This window comes from Streptomyces rishiriensis (assembly GCF_030815485.1).
Lineage (GTDB): Bacteria > Actinomycetota > Actinomycetes > Streptomycetales > Streptomycetaceae > Streptomyces > Streptomyces rishiriensis_A.
On the sequence record NZ_JAUSWV010000002.1, the window covers coordinates 6892849 to 6912778 of the forward strand.

General features: G+C 70.1%; 12 protein-coding genes. 6 read left to right on the plus strand and 6 right to left on the minus strand.

Annotated features, from left to right (window positions below):
* Positions 1 to 36: 36 nt before the first annotated feature.
* Together QF030_RS33070 and QF030_RS33075 are read right to left on the minus strand one after the other, a co-directional pair.
* The gene (locus QF030_RS33070) at positions 37 to 2709 is read right to left on the minus strand and encodes a cellulose binding domain-containing protein (protein WP_307166232.1); all 2673 of its coding nucleotides are present in this window, start codon (positions 2707 to 2709) and stop codon (positions 37 to 39) included.
* A 278-nt stretch (positions 2710 to 2987) separates the two neighbouring features.
* Positions 2988 to 5903 (minus strand): glycoside hydrolase family 48 protein, encoded by a 2916-nt coding sequence (locus tag QF030_RS33075; RefSeq protein ID WP_307166233.1) that lies wholly within the window; start codon positions 5901 to 5903, stop codon positions 2988 to 2990.
* Positions 5904 to 6168: 265 nt separating this feature from the next.
* Between QF030_RS33075 and QF030_RS33080 the strand changes: the two genes are divergently transcribed.
* The 4 genes from QF030_RS33080 (at position 6169) to QF030_RS33095 (ending at position 11733) form a co-directional block, all read left to right on the plus strand.
* A complete protein-coding gene (locus QF030_RS33080) occupies positions 6169 to 7662 on the plus strand; it encodes a cellulase family glycosylhydrolase (protein ID WP_307166234.1) in 1494 nt (497 codons plus the stop codon).
* Positions 7663 to 7854: 192 nt separating this feature from the next.
* Positions 7855 to 9591, plus strand: a complete 1737-nt coding sequence (locus QF030_RS33085; RefSeq protein WP_307166235.1) for a glycoside hydrolase family 6 protein — start codon at positions 7855 to 7857, stop codon at positions 9589 to 9591.
* Positions 9592 to 9900: 309 nt separating this feature from the next.
* Positions 9901 to 10860, plus strand: a complete 960-nt coding sequence (locus tag QF030_RS33090; protein ID WP_307166236.1) for a class I SAM-dependent methyltransferase — start codon at positions 9901 to 9903, stop codon at positions 10858 to 10860.
* Between the two features lie 153 nt (positions 10861 to 11013).
* A complete protein-coding gene (locus QF030_RS33095; RefSeq protein WP_307166237.1) occupies positions 11014 to 11733 on the plus strand; it encodes an SDR family oxidoreductase in 720 nt (239 codons plus the stop codon).
* A gap of 66 nt (positions 11734 to 11799) precedes the next feature.
* Here the strand turns inward: QF030_RS33095 and QF030_RS33100 are convergent, their stop codons facing one another.
* The 3 genes from QF030_RS33100 to QF030_RS33110 form a co-directional block, all read right to left on the minus strand.
* Entirely contained in the window at positions 11800 to 12636 is an 837-nt protein-coding gene (locus QF030_RS33100; protein ID WP_307166238.1) for an aldo/keto reductase, read from the minus strand.
* Between the two features lie 193 nt (positions 12637 to 12829).
* Positions 12830 to 14656, minus strand: coding sequence for an AMP-dependent synthetase/ligase (locus QF030_RS33105; protein WP_307166239.1), 1827 nt, complete (start codon positions 14654 to 14656; stop codon positions 12830 to 12832).
* 287 nt (positions 14657 to 14943) lie between these two features.
* A complete protein-coding gene (locus QF030_RS33110) occupies positions 14944 to 16443 on the minus strand; it encodes an MFS transporter (protein ID WP_307166240.1) in 1500 nt (499 codons plus the stop codon).
* Positions 16444 to 16568: 125 nt separating this feature from the next.
* On the opposite strand from QF030_RS33110, the gene QF030_RS33115 reads away from it, so the two are divergent.
* The gene (locus QF030_RS33115; protein WP_307167771.1) at positions 16569 to 17558 is read left to right on the plus strand and encodes an Lrp/AsnC family transcriptional regulator; all 990 of its coding nucleotides are present in this window, start codon (positions 16569 to 16571) and stop codon (positions 17556 to 17558) included.
* Positions 17559 to 17689: 131 nt separating this feature from the next.
* Here QF030_RS33115 and QF030_RS33120 read toward each other — a convergent pair whose 3' ends face one another.
* Complete coding sequence (locus tag QF030_RS33120; RefSeq protein WP_307166241.1) at positions 17690 to 18601, minus strand: LysR substrate-binding domain-containing protein; 912 nt, start codon at positions 18599 to 18601, stop codon at positions 17690 to 17692.
* A gap of 180 nt (positions 18602 to 18781) precedes the next feature.
* Here QF030_RS33120 and QF030_RS33125 point away from each other — a divergent pair, with 180 nt between their 5' ends.
* A complete protein-coding gene (locus QF030_RS33125) occupies positions 18782 to 19771 on the plus strand; it encodes a bile acid:sodium symporter family protein (RefSeq protein ID WP_307167772.1) in 990 nt (329 codons plus the stop codon).
* Positions 19772 to 19930 lie beyond the last annotated feature (159 nt).

Sequence of the window (19930 nt, forward strand, 5' to 3'; positions counted from 1 at the left end):
GCGTCCCGGTCCCCCAGGGGCGCGCACCCACGGTCATCAGCTCACCGTGCAGCTCTGTTCACCGAGCTTGAACACCGCCGGTTTCGCGTTCGACCCCGACCAGCCGCCCGTGAAGCCGAAACTCACGGACGAACCGGCCGCCACGTTGGCGTTCCAGCCCACGTTCTTCGCCGTCACCGTCGAACCCGACTGGGTGTAGTCGGCGTTCCACAGCTGGGAGACGGTCTGGCCGTTCGGGAACGTCCAGCCGAGGTTCCAGCCGGACCAGGCGCTCGTGCCCGTGTTGGCGAGCTTGACGTCCGCCTGGAAGCCGCCCGACCACTGGTTGGTGATGGTGTAGGTCACCGCGCAGGCGCCGGTGGGCGTCGGATCCGTGGGATCTGTCGGGTCCGTGGGATCCGTACCTCCGCCGCCGGTGTCGGAGGTGTCGCCGTAGACGACACCTCTGCCGTTGGTCGAGACGTAGACCCGTCCGTACACCCTGGGGTCACCCGTGATGGCCGCGCCCGTCCAACCCCACTGATGGACATCGTCGTTGACACGGGTCCAGGTCGCGCCCCTGTCCGTCGACCGGAAGATGCCCCGGACCCCGGCGATCTTCGCGCTGGTGTAGAGGGTCTGGTACGACGCGCCCGCCGCCGCCTTGCCGAACCCGATCGTGTCGGCCTGCTCGACCCCCGACAGCTTGGTGAAGGTCGCGCCGGAGTCCGTGGAGTGCCACAGCCCGTACGCTCCGTCGCTCGCCCCGCCCGCCAGCCAGACGTCGCCCTTCGTGCCCGGCAGCGCCTTGAAACGCACGCTGTCCCCACTGGGCAGACCGGTCGCGGCGGACGCGGTGAAGGTCGCGCCGCCGTCCGAACTGACGTAGAACTTTCCGGACTTGAACCCGTAGAAAGTCCTGGCGTCGACCCGGTCGGACTCCACGATCGCGTCGGCAGGGATGCCGCTCGACGCCTGCCACGAGGTGCCGAAACCCGTGGTGTACTGCACTCCGGCGCCCGCCGGGCTCCATACGAAGCGGCTGCCGTCCGCCGCCGCGGCGACCGTTCCGCCCCCGCTGACCCCCGAAGGGTCCGTCCCCGCGAACCAGTTGGCGCCGTTGTCCGTCGAGAACGCCACATGCGGCCCCGAGTCCAGGTTGCCGACGCGGACCACGGTGTTCGGGTTCGTCTCGGCGTAGTCCAGGCTCGTCGTCGACGTGAAGTTCGGGGAGGTGAACATCATCGACGGCACCTTCGTCAGGTCCGTGTGCCGGAAGCCGCCGATGTCGCCCAGCGCGCTGAGCAGCGGAGCGCCGGACGGCGGGGAGGCGATGTCCAGCACCGCCGTCTCCTCCAGCCCCTGCACCATCGGCTTGATGGTGAACTGGCCCCCGCTGTCCCAGGCGGTCAGGTTCTCCGTTCCGTACACGGTCGCGCCCGTGCCGTACATCATGCGGCCGGAGTTGAACGGGTCGATCTCCAACGCCTCGGTCATCCAGCCGAGTTTGGGCGTCTGCTCGGGTGGCGACGGGTTGGCGCCCCAGGTCAGCCATGGCGACGACGAGACATCCATCGTGTACCGGTTCGCACGGGTGGGGTACGACGTGTAGTCCCATGCCTTCGTCCAGGTGCCGCCGCTGTCCGTCGAGCGGAAGATCTGGGTGTCGGGCCACCAGGAACTGTAGGCGGTGGCCATGACGGTGCCGGGCTTCTGGCGGTCGATCGTCAGCCCGCTGAACCCGTAGTACGTGTCGGCCTCCGCCACCGGGCTGATGTCCGTCCAGGTCCCGGTCGTCGTCGCGTACCGCCACAGCCGGCCCTTGCCGCCGTCGTAGGGGCCGCCCTTGTCGCTGTAGGCGATGTACAGATAGCCGTTGACGGTGTCCAGTACACCTTTGTGCGCCAGGTACCCCGTCGGCTGCCCGGCCAGCCGCGTCCAGGTCGCGCCCGCGTCCGTCGACCGGTACACCGCGTTGTCCTTGTCCGCGACGCCGACGTAGATCGTCTTCGTCGCGGCGCCGGAGGTCCCGGTGGACTCGTCGAAGGTGACCCAGACGATGCCCTGGTTGTCGGAGGCGTACCCGCTGGTGTCGGTGGGATCCTGCTGGTAGTTGCCGACGTTGGGGAAGTTCGTCACCTGCGACCAGGTGACGCCCGAGTCCGTCGAACGCCACAGGCCCTTGCCGCTCGGCGCGCCCAGGTACAGCACGCTGTTCCTGTTCGGGTCGACCGCCAGCCGTTCGCCCATGCCACGGCCCGGCATGTTGCCGCCCAGCTTGTAGGGCAGGTCCGTCTTCTGCCAGCTCGCGCCCCGGTCGGCGGAGCGCAGCACGGCTCCGTTGCCCGGGTCCCAGCTGTTGGTGTACGTGCCGACCGCCGCGTACACCTTGTTCGGGTCGACGGAGTCGGAGGCCAGGCTCACCACGCCCGTGTGCCCCCAGTCGGCCCAGCCGACCGAGTCCAGCAGCGGCGTCCAGGTCTTGCCCGACTCCTGCCAGCGGTACGCGCCGCCGATGTCGGTGCGCGCGTAGGCGAGGTTCTTCTCCTTGCGGTTGAAGACGATGCCGGGCACGAAGCCGCCGCCGTCGATCCGGGCGTTCTTCCAGGTGTACGACTCCGCGGCCAAGGTCGTCTGCGGGCCGCCGTCCGCGGCCAGTACGGGCGGACTGCCCGCGATCAGGCCGGCGGCGAGCGCCGACACGGCCATGAGGATACGGGTTCTTCGCACGGTGGGGTCCTTCCTCGCTGAGCCATGTGTGCGGGGGGATACGGGACGTGCGACGGCCGGGCGGCCCCCTGGTGCGGTTGGGGGCCGCCCGGCCCGGGGCCCCGCCGTCAGGTGACGGGGCCACGTACGCGGAACCTTCGAGCCACTCCGGCGAGGGGCGGGGGCCACCCCGCTCCCCCGAGCACCGGAGGGGTGACCAGGAGAGCGGGGAACTGCGGACCAGTCACATCAGGCCCGCAGCCGAACCCCGTCCTGCCCGCGGAGCGCTCAGCGGGGGCCTATTCGAGAAGCTCCGCGTACGAACCCATGGCCAGGGCGATGTCCGCCTGGGCCCAGAAGCGGTGGTACGTGAACACGGGCGCGGCTCCGCCCGCGAGATAGCTCTCGATCTTCGACCAGGCCGGGTCGTTCTTGTAGAAGGACCGCAGCGAGGCGAAGGTCGAGGAGGAGTTGATCGGGTCGCCGTTCGGCATCTTGCCGCTGAAGGTGCTCGGGACGTACACGCCGTCGTCGAAGCGGCTGTAGTCGGCGCGGGTCTCCGGGACCGCGATGCCGAGGGCGTCCTGGTTGTTGGCCCACATACCGTCCAGGAGTGCCTTCGCGGTCGTCTTCGCCTCTGTGTCACCGGACCTGGCGGCGTAGTACGTCAGGGTCTTGGCGTACGCGGCGGCCACACCGACGTCGTTGGTGTAGTCGGCGACGGTGACGTGAAGTCCCGTGTTGGCGCCGGGACTCGAGGCGTTCCAGGTGTCGGGCTGGCCCGACCACTGGAGCGTGGAGGGGATCAGGAAGCTGCCGTCCGGGTTGATCGTGGTCTTGGACAGCGCCCAGTCGACCCACTTGTCGAGAACCGCCTTGGCGCTCGCGTTCCCGGTCTGCTGGTAGTACTCGGCGACCCGCTCCATCGACCACGCCTGGAAGCCGAACCACTGGTTGGACGGCGGGTCGTGGTAGACGGGAGCCGCGTCGTAGTACATGCCGTAGAAGGTCGACGTGCCGGTCGGGGGAGTCGCGTAGCGGCCCGCCCAGCTGTTCGTCGCCCCGCCCGCGATGCCGCCCTCGCTGGACTGCAGCCAGCGGTAGAACTCCAGCTGCCGGCCCAAGGACTTCGCCCAGTCCGCCTGGCCCGTCGCCGACTTGGGCTTCAGGTCGGCGTAGCTGCTGAGCGCGTAGGCGGCGAGCGGGTTCTGGTAGCCGCCGTGGGTGTGACTGGACCCGATGCGCCAGGCCCAGCCCGCGCTGGTGTCCGTGGCGCCGCCCCAGGCGTAGTACCAGGACATCAGGTAGTGCGAGGCGTCCTTGCCGGTGCCGGCCGCGCAGGCGGTCGGTCCGACGCAGTTGCCGACCTTCTTGAAGTACTTGTCGTACATCGAGTAGCGCAGGTAGTCACCCATCTTCGCGGCCTTGCCGACGGTCGCGGAGACCTCACTGCCCTTGCCCTGCGCCTCGGCCCAGACGTCCGCCCAGTAGGCGGCCTGCACGGCCCGCGCGTCGGCGTCGGGGGCGTTGGTGAACTTCCACTGCTTCGCGTAGGAGGCGTCTCCGGTGAACAGGTCCAGATACCCGTTCGTGCCGCCGTACTTGAAGGCGTCGCAGGTCGGCTGCGGCACCGTCTCCCACACCGACTCCTGAGCGCCGCGCTGGAAGGTGTTGATGTACGACGGGCCGGTGTCGGTCGGGCCGGCCTCGCACTTGCCGGGCGCGTTGCCGTAGCCGTAGGTGTTGTCCACGTCCTGGAGCCAGTGCATGCCGTAGACGTCGTCCGTGCCGTATGCGGTCTTCAGTTCACCGGCGATGGGATCCGATCCCACGGACACACCGGTGTCCAGCTTCGCCGGATACTCGTTCGGAGTGTCCAGCTCGGGCGCGTACGTCGCCGGCTTCGAGGCGTTGTAGAACGAGTTGGTCGGCTGGTCGGTGTGGGTGGGGATCATGTACTTCTCCATGATGTCCCACGCGCCGTTGAACTTGGTCCAGTCGCCGGTGATCTTCCCGTACATCGCCTGGAGCCAGAGAAGATAGCTGTAGGCCTCGGAGGTGGTCTCGTGCCCCTGGTCCGGGGCCTCGACGATCAGCGTCTCCACCGAGTGGTACGGGATGCCCTCGGGCGAGAAGTAACCGTTTGCCGGGTTGGTGATCTTGCCGTAGAGGTCGAGGAACCGGGCGTCGTACGCCTTGGTGCCCGCGATCTCGGTGGCCGTGACCGACGCCTTCGCGTGCCCGGTGGCCGTCGACTCGAAGGTCGCGGCGCCCGTGCCGGAGGCGTTGGCCGTGATCGTCACGTTCTGGGCGACGCTCCAGTTGGAGGGGGTGAAGGTGAGGCTCGCACCACCCGTCACCGTCAGGCCCGTGTTGCCGGTGGTGCGGGCGGTCGTGACGGTCACACTGGCCGACGGCTGGGTGGACAGCTTCAGCGCGTAGCTGCCCGTCTTGCCCTGCTGCACGGCGAGTTGGTTGGTGGAGGCGACCACGGCCGGTCCCGAGGCGACGGTGATGCCCACCGGGGTCGACGACGCCGACGCGCCCAGGCTGTCGTACGCCTTGGCCACCAGGGAGTGACTGCCCACGGACAATCCGGTGGCGGACAGGGTGTACGGCGAGCTCGTGTCCGTCCCCAGCAGGGTCGTGTCGTCATAGAACTCGATCTTGCTGATGGTCGCACCGTCGGCGGCCGCGGCGGTCGCCGCGAGCGGCACCGCGTTCCCCTGGGTGTAGACCGCGCCCGCGGCCGGGCTGGTCAGCACGGTGACCGGCGGCTGGTGCGCGCCGGCGCAGGTGGTGCCGTTGACCGCGAAGCTCGCGGGAGCGGCGTTCGTCCCGCTGTAGGTGAACTGCGCGCCCGTGCCGACCGCGGCGCCGGCGGCGATCGTCGCGTTGTACGAGGCGTTGTTCACCGTGATCTGCTGACCCGACTGCGACCAGCTGCCGTTCCATCCGTTCGTCAGTTTCTGGTTGCCCGCGTAGGAATACGTCAGGGCCCAGCCGCTGATCGGGTCGGTGCCCCGGTTGGTGAGGGTCAGGTCTGCGGTGAACCCTGAACCCCAGTCATTGGTCTTGTAGTCCACGCTGCACTGAAGTGCGGCCGCCTGGGCGGGAGTCGCACTTGTGCTCAGCATGGCGAAGGGGAGCGCGAGGGCCGCCAGGGCGGCGGTCCACAGGCGCCGCGCCCCGCGGCGTCTGCGTGAGGGATCCATGGTGCTGGTTCCTCCTTGCGGCTCGGAGAAGTGGGGGAGGAGCAACAAGCCTTGAACCAGTGGGAGCGCTCCCATAGTGGGGATGGGGGTGGGAGCGGTCAAGGTGCTTGAAGAGTCGAAAAGATTCGACGACGGATGTTGAGGGAAAGTCAGTGACGCCTCTGTTCTTTGCCGGGACTTGGCGCTAGCTTCGAGACACCAGTGGGAGCGGTTCCATCAGTCGACGCGTCCGTTCACGACGCGCCTGAGCTGCAAGGAGTCGCTCATGCGACACCCCCCGCGTTCAGTACTTTTAGCCGTCGCCGGCACGGTCGCCCTCGTTGCGGGTGCCCTGTTGCCGGTCGTCACGGCGCAGGGAGCCGTGCCCGCGTGCACGGTCGAGTACTCGGTCACCGGTCAGTGGGACGCCGGCTTCCAGGGCGCCGTGAAGATCACCAACAATGCGACGGCCCTGAGCAGTTGGAGCCTCACCTTCGACTTCGCGGACGGCCAGAAGGTCACCCAGGGCTGGAGCGCCAAGTGGTCCCAGTCCGGCACCACCGTCACCGCCGCGAACGAGAGCTGGAACGGCTCCCTGGGCACCGGCGCAAGCACGAGCGCGGGCTTCATCGCCTCCAGCTCGAGGACGAACGCCGCGCCGACCACGTTCAAGCTCAACGGCACGACCTGCAACGTCGACACCGAACCGACCCCCACGCCCACCCCCACGACACCACCCACGACGGACCCGCCGGACACCGGTGACGAGCCGCCCGCGCTGCACGTGCTGGGCAACAAGCTCGTGGACGCCGACGGAGACACCCGCCGGCTGCTCGGCGTGAACCGCTCCGGTGGCGAGTTCATGTGTGTACAGGGGCGCGGCATCTGGGACGGGCCGGTCGACGACGCCGCCGTCCGGGCGATCGCCGACTGGAGCGTCGACACCGTACGCATCCCGCTCAACGAGGAGTGCTGGCTGGGCCTTTCGAACATCCAATCCGCCTACGGCGGCAGCAACTACGTCAACGCCGTCAAGGACCTGGTGGCCCGCGTCGAGGCGCACGGCATGACGCCGATCGTCGAACTGCACTGGACCTACGGTCAGTACACGGGCAATTCGGCGGGCTGCTCGGATGTGCACGCCAGCTGCCAGAAGCCGATGCCCGACATGCAGTACACCCCGTCGTTCTGGACCTCGGTGGCCAACACCTTCAAGAACGACCAGGCCGTCGTCTTCGACCTGTTCAACGAGCCCTACCCGGACCGCGCCACCTCCACGGCCACCCAGGCCTGGCAGTGCTGGCGGGACGGCGGCACGTGTCCCGGCATCGGGTACGAGGTCGCCGGTATGCAGGATCTCGTCGACTCCGTACGGGCGACCGGCGCCAGGAACGTGATCCTGGCCGGCGGGCTCGCGTACTCCAACGACCTGAGCCAGTGGCTGACGTACCGGCCCAACGACCCCACCGGCAATCTCGCCGCCGCGTACCACGTCTACAACTTCAACACCTGCGCGAACGAGAGCTGCTGGAACTCCACCCTCGCCCCCGTGGCGGCCCAGGTTCCGCTGGTGGCCGGGGAGATCGGGGAGAACACCTGCTCGCACGGTTTCGTCGATCAGGTCATGAAGTGGTTCGACGACCGCGGTCTGTCGTACCTGGGCTGGACCTGGAACACCTGGGACTGCTCCACCGGTCCGTCCCTGATCTCCGGTTACGACGGGACGCCGACGGCGTACGGCGTCGGCCTGCGCGACCATCTGCGCGCACTCGACGGATAGGCGCCACCGCACCGTTCGCCCGACCGACTCGCCCGACCGATTCGCCCGACCGATCCGTCCGACCGATCAGCCCGATCGATCCACCGGCCCGATCGGCGGGGCACCGACCCGGGCCGTTCGACCACCACCGACGGTCCGACAGAACCACCGAGGAAACGGACACCACCCGCAACCGAGAAGGAACCCGCACTCATGAGCCGTAGCAGAACAGCGGTACTCGCCGCGCTGGCGCTGGTCGCCGGCGCCTCCGGGACGGCGCTCGCCGTCGTGCCCGGTGATCCGGGCATCGCCGCCATCCCGTGCAGCGTCGACTACAAAGTGCAGAACGACTGGGGCAGCGGCTTCACCGCCGCCGTCACCGTCACCAACAACTCCGCCGCCAAGTCGAGTTGGGCGGTGAAGTGGGCGTACGCCGGCAGCCAGAAGGTCACCAACGGGTGGAACGCGAAGATCACCCAGTCCGGTACGGCCGTCACCGCCGGCAACGAGACCTACAACGGAACGCTGGCGACCGGCGGTTCGGTCAGCTTCGGTTTCCAGGGCACCTACAGCGGCACCAACGCCGTTCCCGCGACGTTCACCCTTGACGGCGTGACCTGCAACGTCGACAGCGGGACCGGCGGCCCCACCGATCCCGGTCCGACCGACCCCGGCCCGACGGACCCCGGCACCCCGTCCACCAAGGTCGACAACCCCTACTCCGGCGCCAAGGTGTACGTGAACCCCGAATGGTCGGCGAAGGCCGCCGCCGAGACGGGCGGCAGCCGCATCTCCAACCAGCCCACCGGCGTCTGGCTGGACCGCATCGCCGCCATCAACGGAGTGAACGGCGGCATGGGCCTGCGCGCCCACCTGGACGCGGCTCTCGCCCAGAAGGGCAGCGGTGAGGAAGTCGTCCAGCTGGTCGTCTACGACCTCCCCGGACGTGACTGCGCGGCACTCGCCTCCAACGGCGAGCTCGGCCCGACGGAGATCGACAAGTACAAGACGCAGTTCATCGACCCGATCGCGACGATCCTCGCCGACAGCAAGTACGCCGGCCTGCGGATCGTCACCACCATCGAGATCGACTCGCTGCCCAACCTGGTCACCAACACCGGCAGCCGGGCCACCGCCACCCCGGCCTGCGACACCATGAAGGCCAACGGCAACTACGTGAAGGGCGTCGGCTACGCGCTGAACAAGCTCGGCGCCATCCCCAACGTCTACAACTACATCGACGCCGGTCACCACGGCTGGCTCGGCTGGGACGACAACTTCGCCCCCTCCGCCCAGCTCTTCTACCAGGCGGCCACCGCCGAGGGCGCGACCGTCGACGACGTCCACGGCTTCATCACCAACACGGCGAACTACAGCGCTCTGAAGGAGAACAACTTCACCATCAACGACTCCGTGGCCGGCAAGTCGGTCCGCGAGTCCAAGTGGGTGGACTGGAACCGGTACGTCGACGAGCAGTCGTACGCCCAGGCCTTCCGTAACCAGCTGGTGACGGCGGGCTTCCGGTCGAACATCGGCATGCTGATCGACACCTCCCGCAACGGCTGGGGCGGCGCCGCCCGGCCCACCGGACCGGGTGCCACGACCAGCGTGGACACCTACGTCGACGGCGGCCGCTACGACCGCCGCTTCAACACCGGCAACTGGTGCAACCAGTCCGGCGCCGGCCTCGGCGAGCGCCCGCAGGCGGCTCCGGCCGCCGGGATCGACGCGTACGTGTGGATGAAGCCGCCGGGTGAGTCCGACGGCTCCAGCTCCGCCATCGCGAACGACGAGGGCAAGGGCTTCGACCGGATGTGCGACCCGACGTACACGGGCAACCCCCGCAACAACAACAACCTGTCGGGCGCCCTGCCGAACGCGCCGCTGTCCGGGCACTGGTTCTCGGCCCAGTTCCAGCAGCTGATGCAGAACGCGTACCCGCCGCTGTAGGGCGGGGGGCCGGCGCGGCAGGCCGGTGACCCGTGGGCCGGCCGCCGGTCGGTCCGCGGGCAAGTGAGGTGAGACGCCGCTGAGCCGTCGGGGTCGGTGGTCGGCCTTCCGGGGCGGACCGGCCCCGACGGCCGCGGACCCCACCGGTGAGCAGTTCCTGTCCGGTCGCTCCAGCACGTCGGGAGCGACCGGACAGGCGCGATCCGGCTTGCCGTCGGCATGCCGCCTTTTGCCGCACCGGCAACAAAGGTGGCCCCGGACCGGAGCGTCGGCGCACGCTGACGGCACACCGGACGAGAGGCTGACACCATGGCGCACCACCCGCACGCATCGCACGGCGACCAGCAGGCCCCGGGCCGGAGCCACGTCCCCGGCCCTGCGCAGGGGCACGGGCTCGGGCATGGGCATGGTCACGGCACCGACACCGACATCGACTGGGCCGAGATGGCCCCGCACCTCGAAGCCCAGGCGGAACTGTTCACGCCCCTGTACGAGCGCGCCCTGTCCTGGCTGGGGAAGGAGGTGACCGAGCCCGGGCTGATCGTGGACGTGGGCAGTGGTCCCGGGGTCGTCTCCTGTCTGCTCGCCGAGACCTTCCCCGGTGCGCGGGTCACGGCGGTCGACGGTTCGGCTCCGCTGCTGGAGCGGGCCCGGCGGCGGGCCGACCGGCTCGGGTACGGCGATCGTTTCGACATCCTGGCCGGTGAACTCCCCGACGTCCTGGACGAGTTGGAATACCCGGCCGATCTGCTGTGGGCCGGCCGCAGTCTGCACCACCTGGGTGACCAGCGGGCGGCCCTGGCCGCCTTCGCGGACTGCCTCGCGCCCGGCGGCACGCTGGCGGTCATGGAGGGCGGTCTGCCCGCCCGGTTCCTGCCGCGAGACCTCGGCTTCGGCCGGCCCGGCCTGGAGGCACGGCTCGACGCGCTGCAGGAGGAGTGGTTCGCGCGGATGAGGGCCGACCTGCCCGGCTCCGTCGAGGAGGCCGAGGACTGGGCGGCACTGCTCGGCGCGGCCGGTCTGCAGCGCGCCCGATCCCGCAGCTTCCTGCTCGATCTGCCCGCGCCCGCCTCCGACCGGGCCCGCGCCTATGTCGCCGCGTTCCTGTCGCGGCTGCGGGAGGTCTTCGGCGACACCCTCGACGCCGACGACCGGGCGACGCTCGACCGGCTGCTCGACCCGGGGGACGAGGCGGGCGTGCACCGCAGGGCGGACGTGTTCGTCCTCGCGGCGCACACCGTGCACACGGCGGTGAAGCCGATCCGGTAGACGGACCGGCCTGCCGAGTCACCCCGCTCGGGCTTGACTTGGAGAGCGCTCCAAGTGATGGACTGCGGGCCGCGCGTCACGCACGTCGAGCAGCGAGCAACGCAGTCGGCGTTGCGCGGCCGACGCGCGCGGCCGACGCATGGGGGGCACAACATGAGCAACGTACCGGGCAGTTCGCGATCCCCGGTCGCACTGATCACCGGCGGCGGCAGCGGCATCGGCGCCGCTGTCGCGCGGCAGCTGCTGGACGCCGGCCACCGGGTCACGGTCACCGGTCGCGGCGAGGAGCGGCTGCGCGCCTTCGCCGCGGAACTCGGCGAGCCCGAGGGGCTGCTGACAGTGGTCGGGAACGCGGCCGACTACGACAGCGTGCGGTCGGCGGTCGACCGTACGCTCGAGGCATACGGTCGACTGGACACCGTCGTCGCCAATGCGGGGAGCGCCACCCACGACTCGGTCGCCGAGGGCGACCCGGCCGGGTGGACCGACATGGTCCTCACGAACGTGCTCGGTCCCGCGCTTCTCGTCCGGGCGTCGATCGAGGCGCTCAGGGAGACCCGTGGCCGGATCGTGCTGGTCGGCAGTGTCGCCGGCTTCGTGCCCACCCCGGGCAACGTCTACGGGGCGACGAAGTGGGCGGTGACCGGGCTCGCGGAGAACACCCGCCGCCAGGTCACCGAGTGGGGTGTCGGCGTGACGCTGATCGCTCCCGGCCGGGTGGAGACCCCGTTCTGGGACAGCTACGGAAGCCTGCCGCCCGGGCATCTGCTGACCGCCGGCCAGATCGCCGACTCCGTCGTGTGGGCCATCGGGCAGCCGGCCGGCGTCGACATCAACACCGTCGTCGTACGGCCGATCGGGCAGCCCAACTGACGAGCCCGCCGACGCGTCGAGGGCGCCCCCCGCTCGGGGGGCGCCCTCGACGCGTGCGAGAAAAGCTCAGCCGACGTCGAACGTCGCCGGGTCCGGACCGATGCGCCGGTCCTCGTTGAGGGCGCTGATCGCCGCCAGGTCCTCGGTGTCCAGATCGAAGTCGAACACGTCGATGTTCTCCTTGATCCGCGACGGCGTCACGGACTTGGGGATCACGACGTTGCCGAGCTGGAGGTGCCAGCGCAGTACGACCTGTGCCGGGGTGCGTTCGTGCTTCCGGGCGATGGCCACGATCGCCGGGACCTCGAGGAGGCCCTTGCCCTGGCCGAGCGGCGACCAGGCCTCGGTGGCGATGCCGTGCTCGGCGTGGAACTCGCGCGAGGCGTGCTGCTGCAGGTGCGGGTGCAGCTCGATCTGGTTGACGGCCGGGACGACCGACGTCTCGCCGGTCAGCCGCTCCAGGTGCTCCGGCAGGAAGTTGGACACGCCGATGGCCCGCACCCGGCCGTCCGCCAGGAGCTTCTCGAACGCCTTGTACGTGTCCACGTAACCGTCGCGGGAGGGCAGCGGCCAGTGGATGAGGTACAGGTCCAGGTAGTCCAGACCGAGCTTCTCCAGCGAGGTGTCGAACGCGCGGAGCGTCGAGTCGTATCCCTGGTCGCTGTTCCAGAGCTTGGTGGTGACGAAGATGTCGCTGCGGGGCACGCCGGAGGAGGTGATGGCCTTGCCGGTGCCCTCCTCGTTGCCGTAGATCGCCGCTGTGTCGATGCTGCGGTACCCGGCCTCCAGCGCGGTGGAGACCGCCTGCTCCGCCTCGTCGTCCGGCACCTGCCAGACACCGAAGCCCAGCTGGGGCATCTCCACGCCGTTGTTGAGGATGATCGGGGGGACCTTGCTGCTCACGAGCTCTTGATCCTTCGGTTGTCCGTCAAAGTGGTACTCCCATCGTCAACGATCACGGCGAGTGATGCATTCCTGACCCCGGAATTCGTCCCGGAAGTCTGCCCGGGGAGTCCGCATCGGGGCCCGCCGCGGGGCTCTGGGGAAACGTGTTCCTCGAGCCGCCGCCGGAAAACTCCGGAAACCTCATGAGCGTTCATGACCGGTACAGCGCGTCGACCTCGTTCGCGTAAGCGTTTTCGATGGCCTTGCGCTTCAGTTTCAGCGACGGGGTCAGCAGCCCGTGCTCCTCGGTGAAGGGCTGCGCGAGGATGCGGAAGGTGCGGATCGACTCGGCCTTCGAGACCAGCGTGTTGGCCGCTACGACGGATCGGCGCACCTCCGCCTCCAGATCCGGGTCGCTCACCAGCTCGACCGGCGTCAGCTGCGGCTTGCCGCGCATCTGGAGCCAGTGCTCGACGGCCTCCTGGTCCAGGGTGACCAGGGCGGCGACGAACGGCCGGTCGTTGCCGACGACGATGCACTGGTTGACCAGCGGATGATCACGTACCCGCTCCTCCAGCAGCCCCGGCGAGACGCTCTTGCCGCCGGAGGTCACCAGGATCTCCTTCTTGCGGCCGGTAATGGTGAGGTAACCGTCTTCGTCGAGTGATCCCAGGTCACCGGTGGCCAGCCAGCCGTCGTGCAGGGTCTCGTCGGTGGCCTTGGGATTGTTGAGATAGCCCTGGAACACGTTCGCGCCGCGCAGCCAGATCTCGCCGTCGTCCGCGATGTGCACGGTCATACCGGGGATCGCCTGGCCGACCGTGCCGTACCTGGTGCGTCCGGGCGGGTTGGCCGTCGCGGCCGCCGTCGTCTCGGTCAGGCCGTAGCCCTCGTAGATCTGCACGCCCGCGCCGGCGAAGAACAGGCCGAGCCTGCGGTCCATGGCCGAGCCGCCGGACATGGCGTGCCGCACCCGGCCGCCCATCGCCGCGCGCACCTTGGAGTAGACGAGCTTGTCGAAGAACTGGTGCTGCATACGCAGTCCCGCCGAAGGGCCCGGCCCGGTGCCCCACGCCTTCGCCTCGATCGCCTCGGCGTAGTTCACGGCCACGTCGACGGCCTTCTCGAACGGTCCCGCCCTGCCCTCCCGCTCCGCCTTGCGGCGGGCCGCGTTGAAGACCTTCTCGAAGATGTACGGCACGGCCAGGAAGAACGAAGGTCTGAAAGCGGCCAGGTCGGGGAGCAGGGCGGCCGCGTGCAGCTGGGGCTGGTGGCCGAAGCGGACCTTGCCGCGGATCGCGGCGATCTGCACCATCCGCCCGAAGACGTGCGCGAGCGGCAGGAACAGCAGCGTCGCCGCCTCGTCGCCCTTCTTGGAGTGGAACACCGGCTCCCAGCGCTCGATGACGGTGTCCGCCTCGAACATGAAGTTGCCGTGCGAGATGACGCAGCCCTTGGGCCGGCCGGTGGTACCCGAGGTGTAGATGATCGTCGCGGTCGAGTCGGGGGTGACCGCTTCCCGGTGCCGGTGCACCATGTCGTCCTCGATGGCCGCGCCGGCGTCGTACAGCTCCTGCACGCAGCCCGAGTCCAGCTGCCACAGCTGCCGCAGCCGGGGCAGGCGGTCGATGACGGTGGCGATCGTCATCGCGTGGTCCTCGTGTTCGACGATCGCGGCCGTGCACTCGGCGTCGTAGAGCATCCAGAAGCACTGTTCGGCCGAGGAGGTCGAGTAGACCGGTACCACCTGGGCGCCGATCGTCCACAGGGCGAAGTCGAAGAGCGTCCACTCGTAGCGGGTGCGGGACATGATCGCGACGCGGTCGCCGAAGCGGATGCCCCGCGCCAGGAGACCCTTGGCAAGCGCGAGGACCTCGTCGCGGAACTCGCCGGCGGTGACGTCCCGCCACTCGCCCGCCTCGTCCTTGCGGCCGAGAGCCACGTAGTGCGGGTCCTCCTGGGCGTGCCGGAAGACGACGTCGGCCAGACCGCCCACCGGCGGTGCCAACGCCAACGGAGGGTTGGTGAACTCGCGCAAACCCGCACCCCGCTTCTCATGGCCGCACAGCGCCGTGAAAGCTACCCCACCCGACGGCGGGAGGGGAGGGGGGAGGGAAACGAGCGGCCCGCTCGTCCGCGCTGGTCAGTGCCGGAAAATGGGCTCACATGGGGAAGGGTCGGACAGAAAAACTGACGGAAGAGTAAGTTTCGGCACCGTAATCTCCACCGAATCTGCCCGTACCGCTTACTCTGCCCGCCCTTCCGAGACCCGCCACGGCCCGCCCCGCTCGCCCCCTGCTCCCGGGGCCCGGGGCGGGGGCGCCGTCAGGGCCGGGGGAGCGCCCCGGGCGTCGACAGCGCGGTCGGATCCGTTTCCGCCGTTTTTTCCACGGCCGCACGCGGCGGCCGGACGAGGACGAGGACGAGTACCGCGGCGACCATGCCCGCGCAGCCCGCCGTCACCAGCGCCGCGTCGAGCCCGGAGGCGAACGCCGACCGCAGGGTGTGCTCGGAGAACGTGCCCCGCAGCCCACCGGCGCCGCCGCCCGCCAGCGCGTGGGCGGCGTCGTGCGGCAGGGTGTCGGTCATCCGGGAGGTCACCACGGTGCCGAAGACCGCGACGCCGAGCGCGTATCCGAGCTGCCGTACCGTGTTCACGGCTCCGCCCGCCATCCCGGCCCGCGCCGGTTCCACCGCCGCCAGCGCCGCCCCCGCGACGGTGGGCGCGACGAAACCGGTTCCTATGCCCACCAGCACGAACCCGGGCACCAGCGCCGTCCAGTCCGAGCCTGCGCCGAGCACGGCCTGGCAGAAACAGCCCGCGCCGATCAGCAGGAGTCCACCGCCGATCGTCAGCCGGGCAGAAACACCGTGGAACCGCTTACCCACCACGACCGCCGTCACCATGGCCGCCACCGTCATCGGCAGCAGCGTGAGCCCCCCGCGCACCGGGCTCATCCCCAGCAGCGTCTGCATCCAGATGGACAGGTACGGCGTCACCCCGAAGGCCACGCCGTTGAACGCGAGCGCGGCCACCATCACCCCCACGAACGCGGGCCTGCGCAGCAGCGACAGGTCGAGCAGCGGATGCGCCGCCCGCCGTTCCGCCAGCACGAAGCACACGAGCGCGAGCGCGGCGAGCCCGAACGAGACGAGCGTCGCCGACGCCGTCCAGCCGTCCTCCCCGGCCCGCACGACGGCGTACGCCGTGCCGCCCGCGAAGACCGCGAAGGTCGCCGTACCCGCCCAGTCGACCCGCATCCCGCGCGTCCCCCTGGACTCGGGCACCGCCCTCAGCGTCAGCCACACCGCGGCCACGCTCACCGGCAGGTTGACGTAGAAGATCCATCGCCAGCCGGGCCCCTCGGTCAGCAGTCCGCCCAGCACCGGCCCGACCGCCGCGGCCGCGCCGCTCACCGCGCCCCAGACGCCGAGCGCGGCCGACCGCTGCCGGCCCTGGTAGACCGATCCCAGCAGCGGCAGCGTCGTCGCCAGCATGGCGGCCGCTCCCACCCCCTGAAGGGCCCGGGCGGCGACGAGGGTGTCCGGCCCGCTCGCGAGCCCGCACAGCAGCGAGGCCGTCGCGAACACCACCACGCCGGCCACGTGCACCCGGCGGCGCCCCAGGACGTCGGCCGTGGCCCCGGCCCCCAGCAGCAGCGCGGCCAGCGCGAGCGCGTACCCGTCGACGACCCACTGCAGATCGCTCAACGAGGCGTGCAACGCCCTCGCCATGTCCGGCAGCGCCACGATCACGATCGTGACGTCCAGCAACAACATGAACGTGCCCAGGCACACCGCTGTCAGCGGCCCCCATGTGCGCATGTCCCACTCCTCGGTCTTTCCTCTGTGACGGATGCGTAGTGGTCCGTACGATGACCGAGTGGCGGCCGATCACCATGGAATCGGGTGTTGAGCCGACGGAATCCGACGGGGAGGGGTGCGTGGAGATGGAATTCCACGCCCGTGGCGGGCTGGACGGACTGGATCTCCGATTGCTGTCGGCGCTGGAGGTGGACGGGCGGGCCTCCTTCAGCAGGATCGGCGCGGTCCTGGGCGTCTCCGACCAGACGGTCGCGCGCCGCTTCCGCCGGCTCAGCGCCGAGGCAGGCCTGCGGGTCGTCGCCGTCCGGGACGCGGAACGCCTCGGCCAGGACCAGTGGATGCTGCGCCTGCGCTGCGCCCCCGACAGCGCCACGGTCATCGCCGACGCGCTGGCCAAACGCCCCGACACCTACTGGATCGGCCTGGGCTCCGGCGGTACCGAGATCGTCTGCATGACCCGCCCCCGGCATCCCGGAGACCACGACGACCTCCTGCTCGGCAAGCTTCCGCGCACCCCGAGTGTCGTGGAGATCCGCGCGCAGCAGCTCCTCCACCGCTTCTACGGGGGTCCGACCGGCTGGCTGCGGAAGTTCGGCGCGCTGGACGAGGAGCAGATCGCCTTCCTCGCGCCGCGCCATGAAGCGGACCCGACGGCGGGACCGGCCCGTATCGAGCCCGAGGACGAACCCCTGCTGGCCGTCCTCGAACGCGACGGCCGAGCCACCTATCCCGAACTCCAACGCGCCACCGGGCGCTCCGAGTCCGCCGTCAAACGCCGCCTCGCCGCGCTGCTCGCCTCGGGCGCCGTCTACATCGACGTCGAGTACCACTCGGAGTGCCTCGGCTACCCCCTCGCCTCCGTCCTGTGGATCACCACGGCGCCCGCCGCCCTGCACGCGGTCGGCCAGGCGCTGGCCACCCACGACGAGATCGCCTTCGCCTCGGCCACGGCGGGCCCCTCCCACATCGTCGTCACCTCGGTGGTGCGGGACACGGCCGGTCTCTACGCCTACCTGAGCGGGCCTCTGGGGCGCCTGGAGGGCGTCCAGCACGTGGAGGCGACGCCGTTCATGCGACGGGTGAAGCAGCTGACGTACCAGCACGCCGGGCGGTAGGCGGTAGGCGGTAGGCGGTGGGCGGTGCCCGGCCGGCGGTCGGCAAGTCGACGGTAGGCGGTAGGCGGTAGGCAGGATCTCGGATACGGGATACGGGATACGCGACGGATGCGGGATGCGGCGCGGGCCCTTCAGCCGGGGGCGCGCCCCGGCGGGTCGAGACGTCGGCCGGGTCCCGCCGACCGTCGGTGGAGTCGGTCGCCGCCCGCCAGGATCGCCGCGGCCAGCGCGTCCGCCGCGCCCTGGGCGGAAGGACGTCCGCGTCCGTGTACGAGCACGAAGTCGACCTGCCCCAGTTCCGGCAGCCCGGCCCGTTCCGGGATCCGCGCCAGGCCGGGTGGGATCAGGCCTCGCGAGTGGGCCATCACGCCGAGGCCGGCCCGGGCCGCCGCGATGAGGCCGTTGAGGCTGCCGCTGGTGCAGACGATCCGCCAGGCCCGCCCCTGCCGCTCCAGCGCCTCCAGGGCCAGGGCGCGGGTGATGCCCGGAGGCGGGAACACGATGAGCGGGACCGGGCGGTCGGCGTCCAGACGCAGCCGCTCCGCGCCGATCCACACCAGCCCGTCGTGCCACACCAACTCGCCCAAGGGGTCCTCGGGGCGTCTCTTGGCCAGGACGAGGTCCAGCTTCCCGGCGGCGAGTCGTTCGTGCAGCGTGCCCGACAGTTCCACGGTCAGTTCGAGGTCGACCTCGGGATGGTCGTACCGGAAGCCCTCCAGGATCTCCGGCAGCCGGGTCAGCACGAAGTCCTCCGAGGCGCCGAAGCGCAGCCGGCCGCGCGGTCGGCTGCCGGTGAAGAAGGCCGAGGCCTGCTCGTGGACGTCCAGGATCCGGCGCGCGAACCCGAGCATCGCCTCGCCGTCCTCTGTCAGCTCCACGGAGTGCGTGTCGCGGGTGAACAGCGCGCGCCCGGTCGCGTCCTCGAGGCGTCGCACGTGCTGGCTGACCGTGGACTGACGCAGCCCGAGCCTTCGCGCGGCCTGCGTGAAGCTGAGGGTCTGCGCCACGGCGAGGAAAGTACGCAGATGGGAGGGCTCGTACACGTCCGCCACAGTAGCCCTTCCCCGCGCGGTTATCGCAGTTCGCGATGACAGTGAGAGCGGTATGCCGGATTCCCGATCACGGCGCCGAGGAGGACGATGGGGAGGGGCTCTCCGAGCCCGGAGGCACGCCCGTCGAACCGCACGTGGAGCACCGTGAAACGCCTGCACTGGCCGAGTTGGATGCCGGTCGACCCCTACATCCTGCTGTTGCTCGGCACCGTCGGGTTCGCGGCGCTGCTCCCGGCGCGCGGCGCCGCCGCCGACGTGGCCTCGGGTGCTTCCACGGCCGCGATCGCCTTCCTCTTCTTCCTGTACGGCGCCCGGCTCTCCACTCGTGAGGCGCTGGACGGGCTGAAGCACTGGCGCCTCCATGCAACCGTCCTGGCCTGCACGTTCCTGGTCTTCCCGCTGCTGGGGCTGGCCGCACGCGGCCTTGTCCCGGTGTTTCTCACCCAACCGCTCTACCAGGGGCTCCTCTTCCTCACCCTCGTGCCGTCGACCGTCCAGTCGTCGATCGCCTTCACCTCCATCGCCCGGGGCAACGTGCCGGCCGCGATCTGCGCCGGTTCCTTCTCGTCTCTCGTCGGCATCGTCGTCACCCCGCTGCTCGCGGCGGCCCTGCTCGGCAGCAGCGGCGGCGGTTTCTCGCCGGACGCACTGGTCGAGATCGTGGTGCAACTGCTCGTACCGTTCGTCGCGGGACAGCTGTTGCGCCGTTGGATCGGCGGGTTCGTCACCCGGCACAAGAAGGTGCTCGGGCTCGTCGACCGAGGCTCGATCCTCCTGGTCGTCTACACGGCGTTCAGCGAGGGCATGGTCCAGGGCATCTGGCACCAGGTCAGCGCCGTACGGCTGGGTGGACTGCTCGTCGTCGAAGCCGTTCTGCTCGCGGTGATGCTCGCCCTGACCTGGTACGGCGCCAAGGCGCTGCGGTTCCATCGCGAGGATCGCATCGCCATCCAGTTCGCCGGCTCCAAGAAGTCCCTCGCCTCCGGGCTGCCGATGGCGAGCGTCCTCTTCGGCGCGCACGCCTCGCTGGCGGTGCTGCCGCTGATGCTCTTCCATCAGATGCAGTTGATGGTGTGCGCGGTCATCGCCAAGCGCCGGGCGCGGGACCCGCTGGAGCCGTCACGGGAATCCGCGGACGAGAGGGCGTCGGCTACGGCGTGAGACGGTCGCCGGTCGGCCGTCCGGCGTAGACAGTCGGCGTCGCCGGTAGACAGTCGACGGTCCGCCGTAAACAGTCGGTCGTAGCCCGTAGCCCGTAGCCCGTAGCCCGTAGCCAGTCGGGCGGCGACACCGAGCGGTCGCTGGGCGACAGTATGCGAT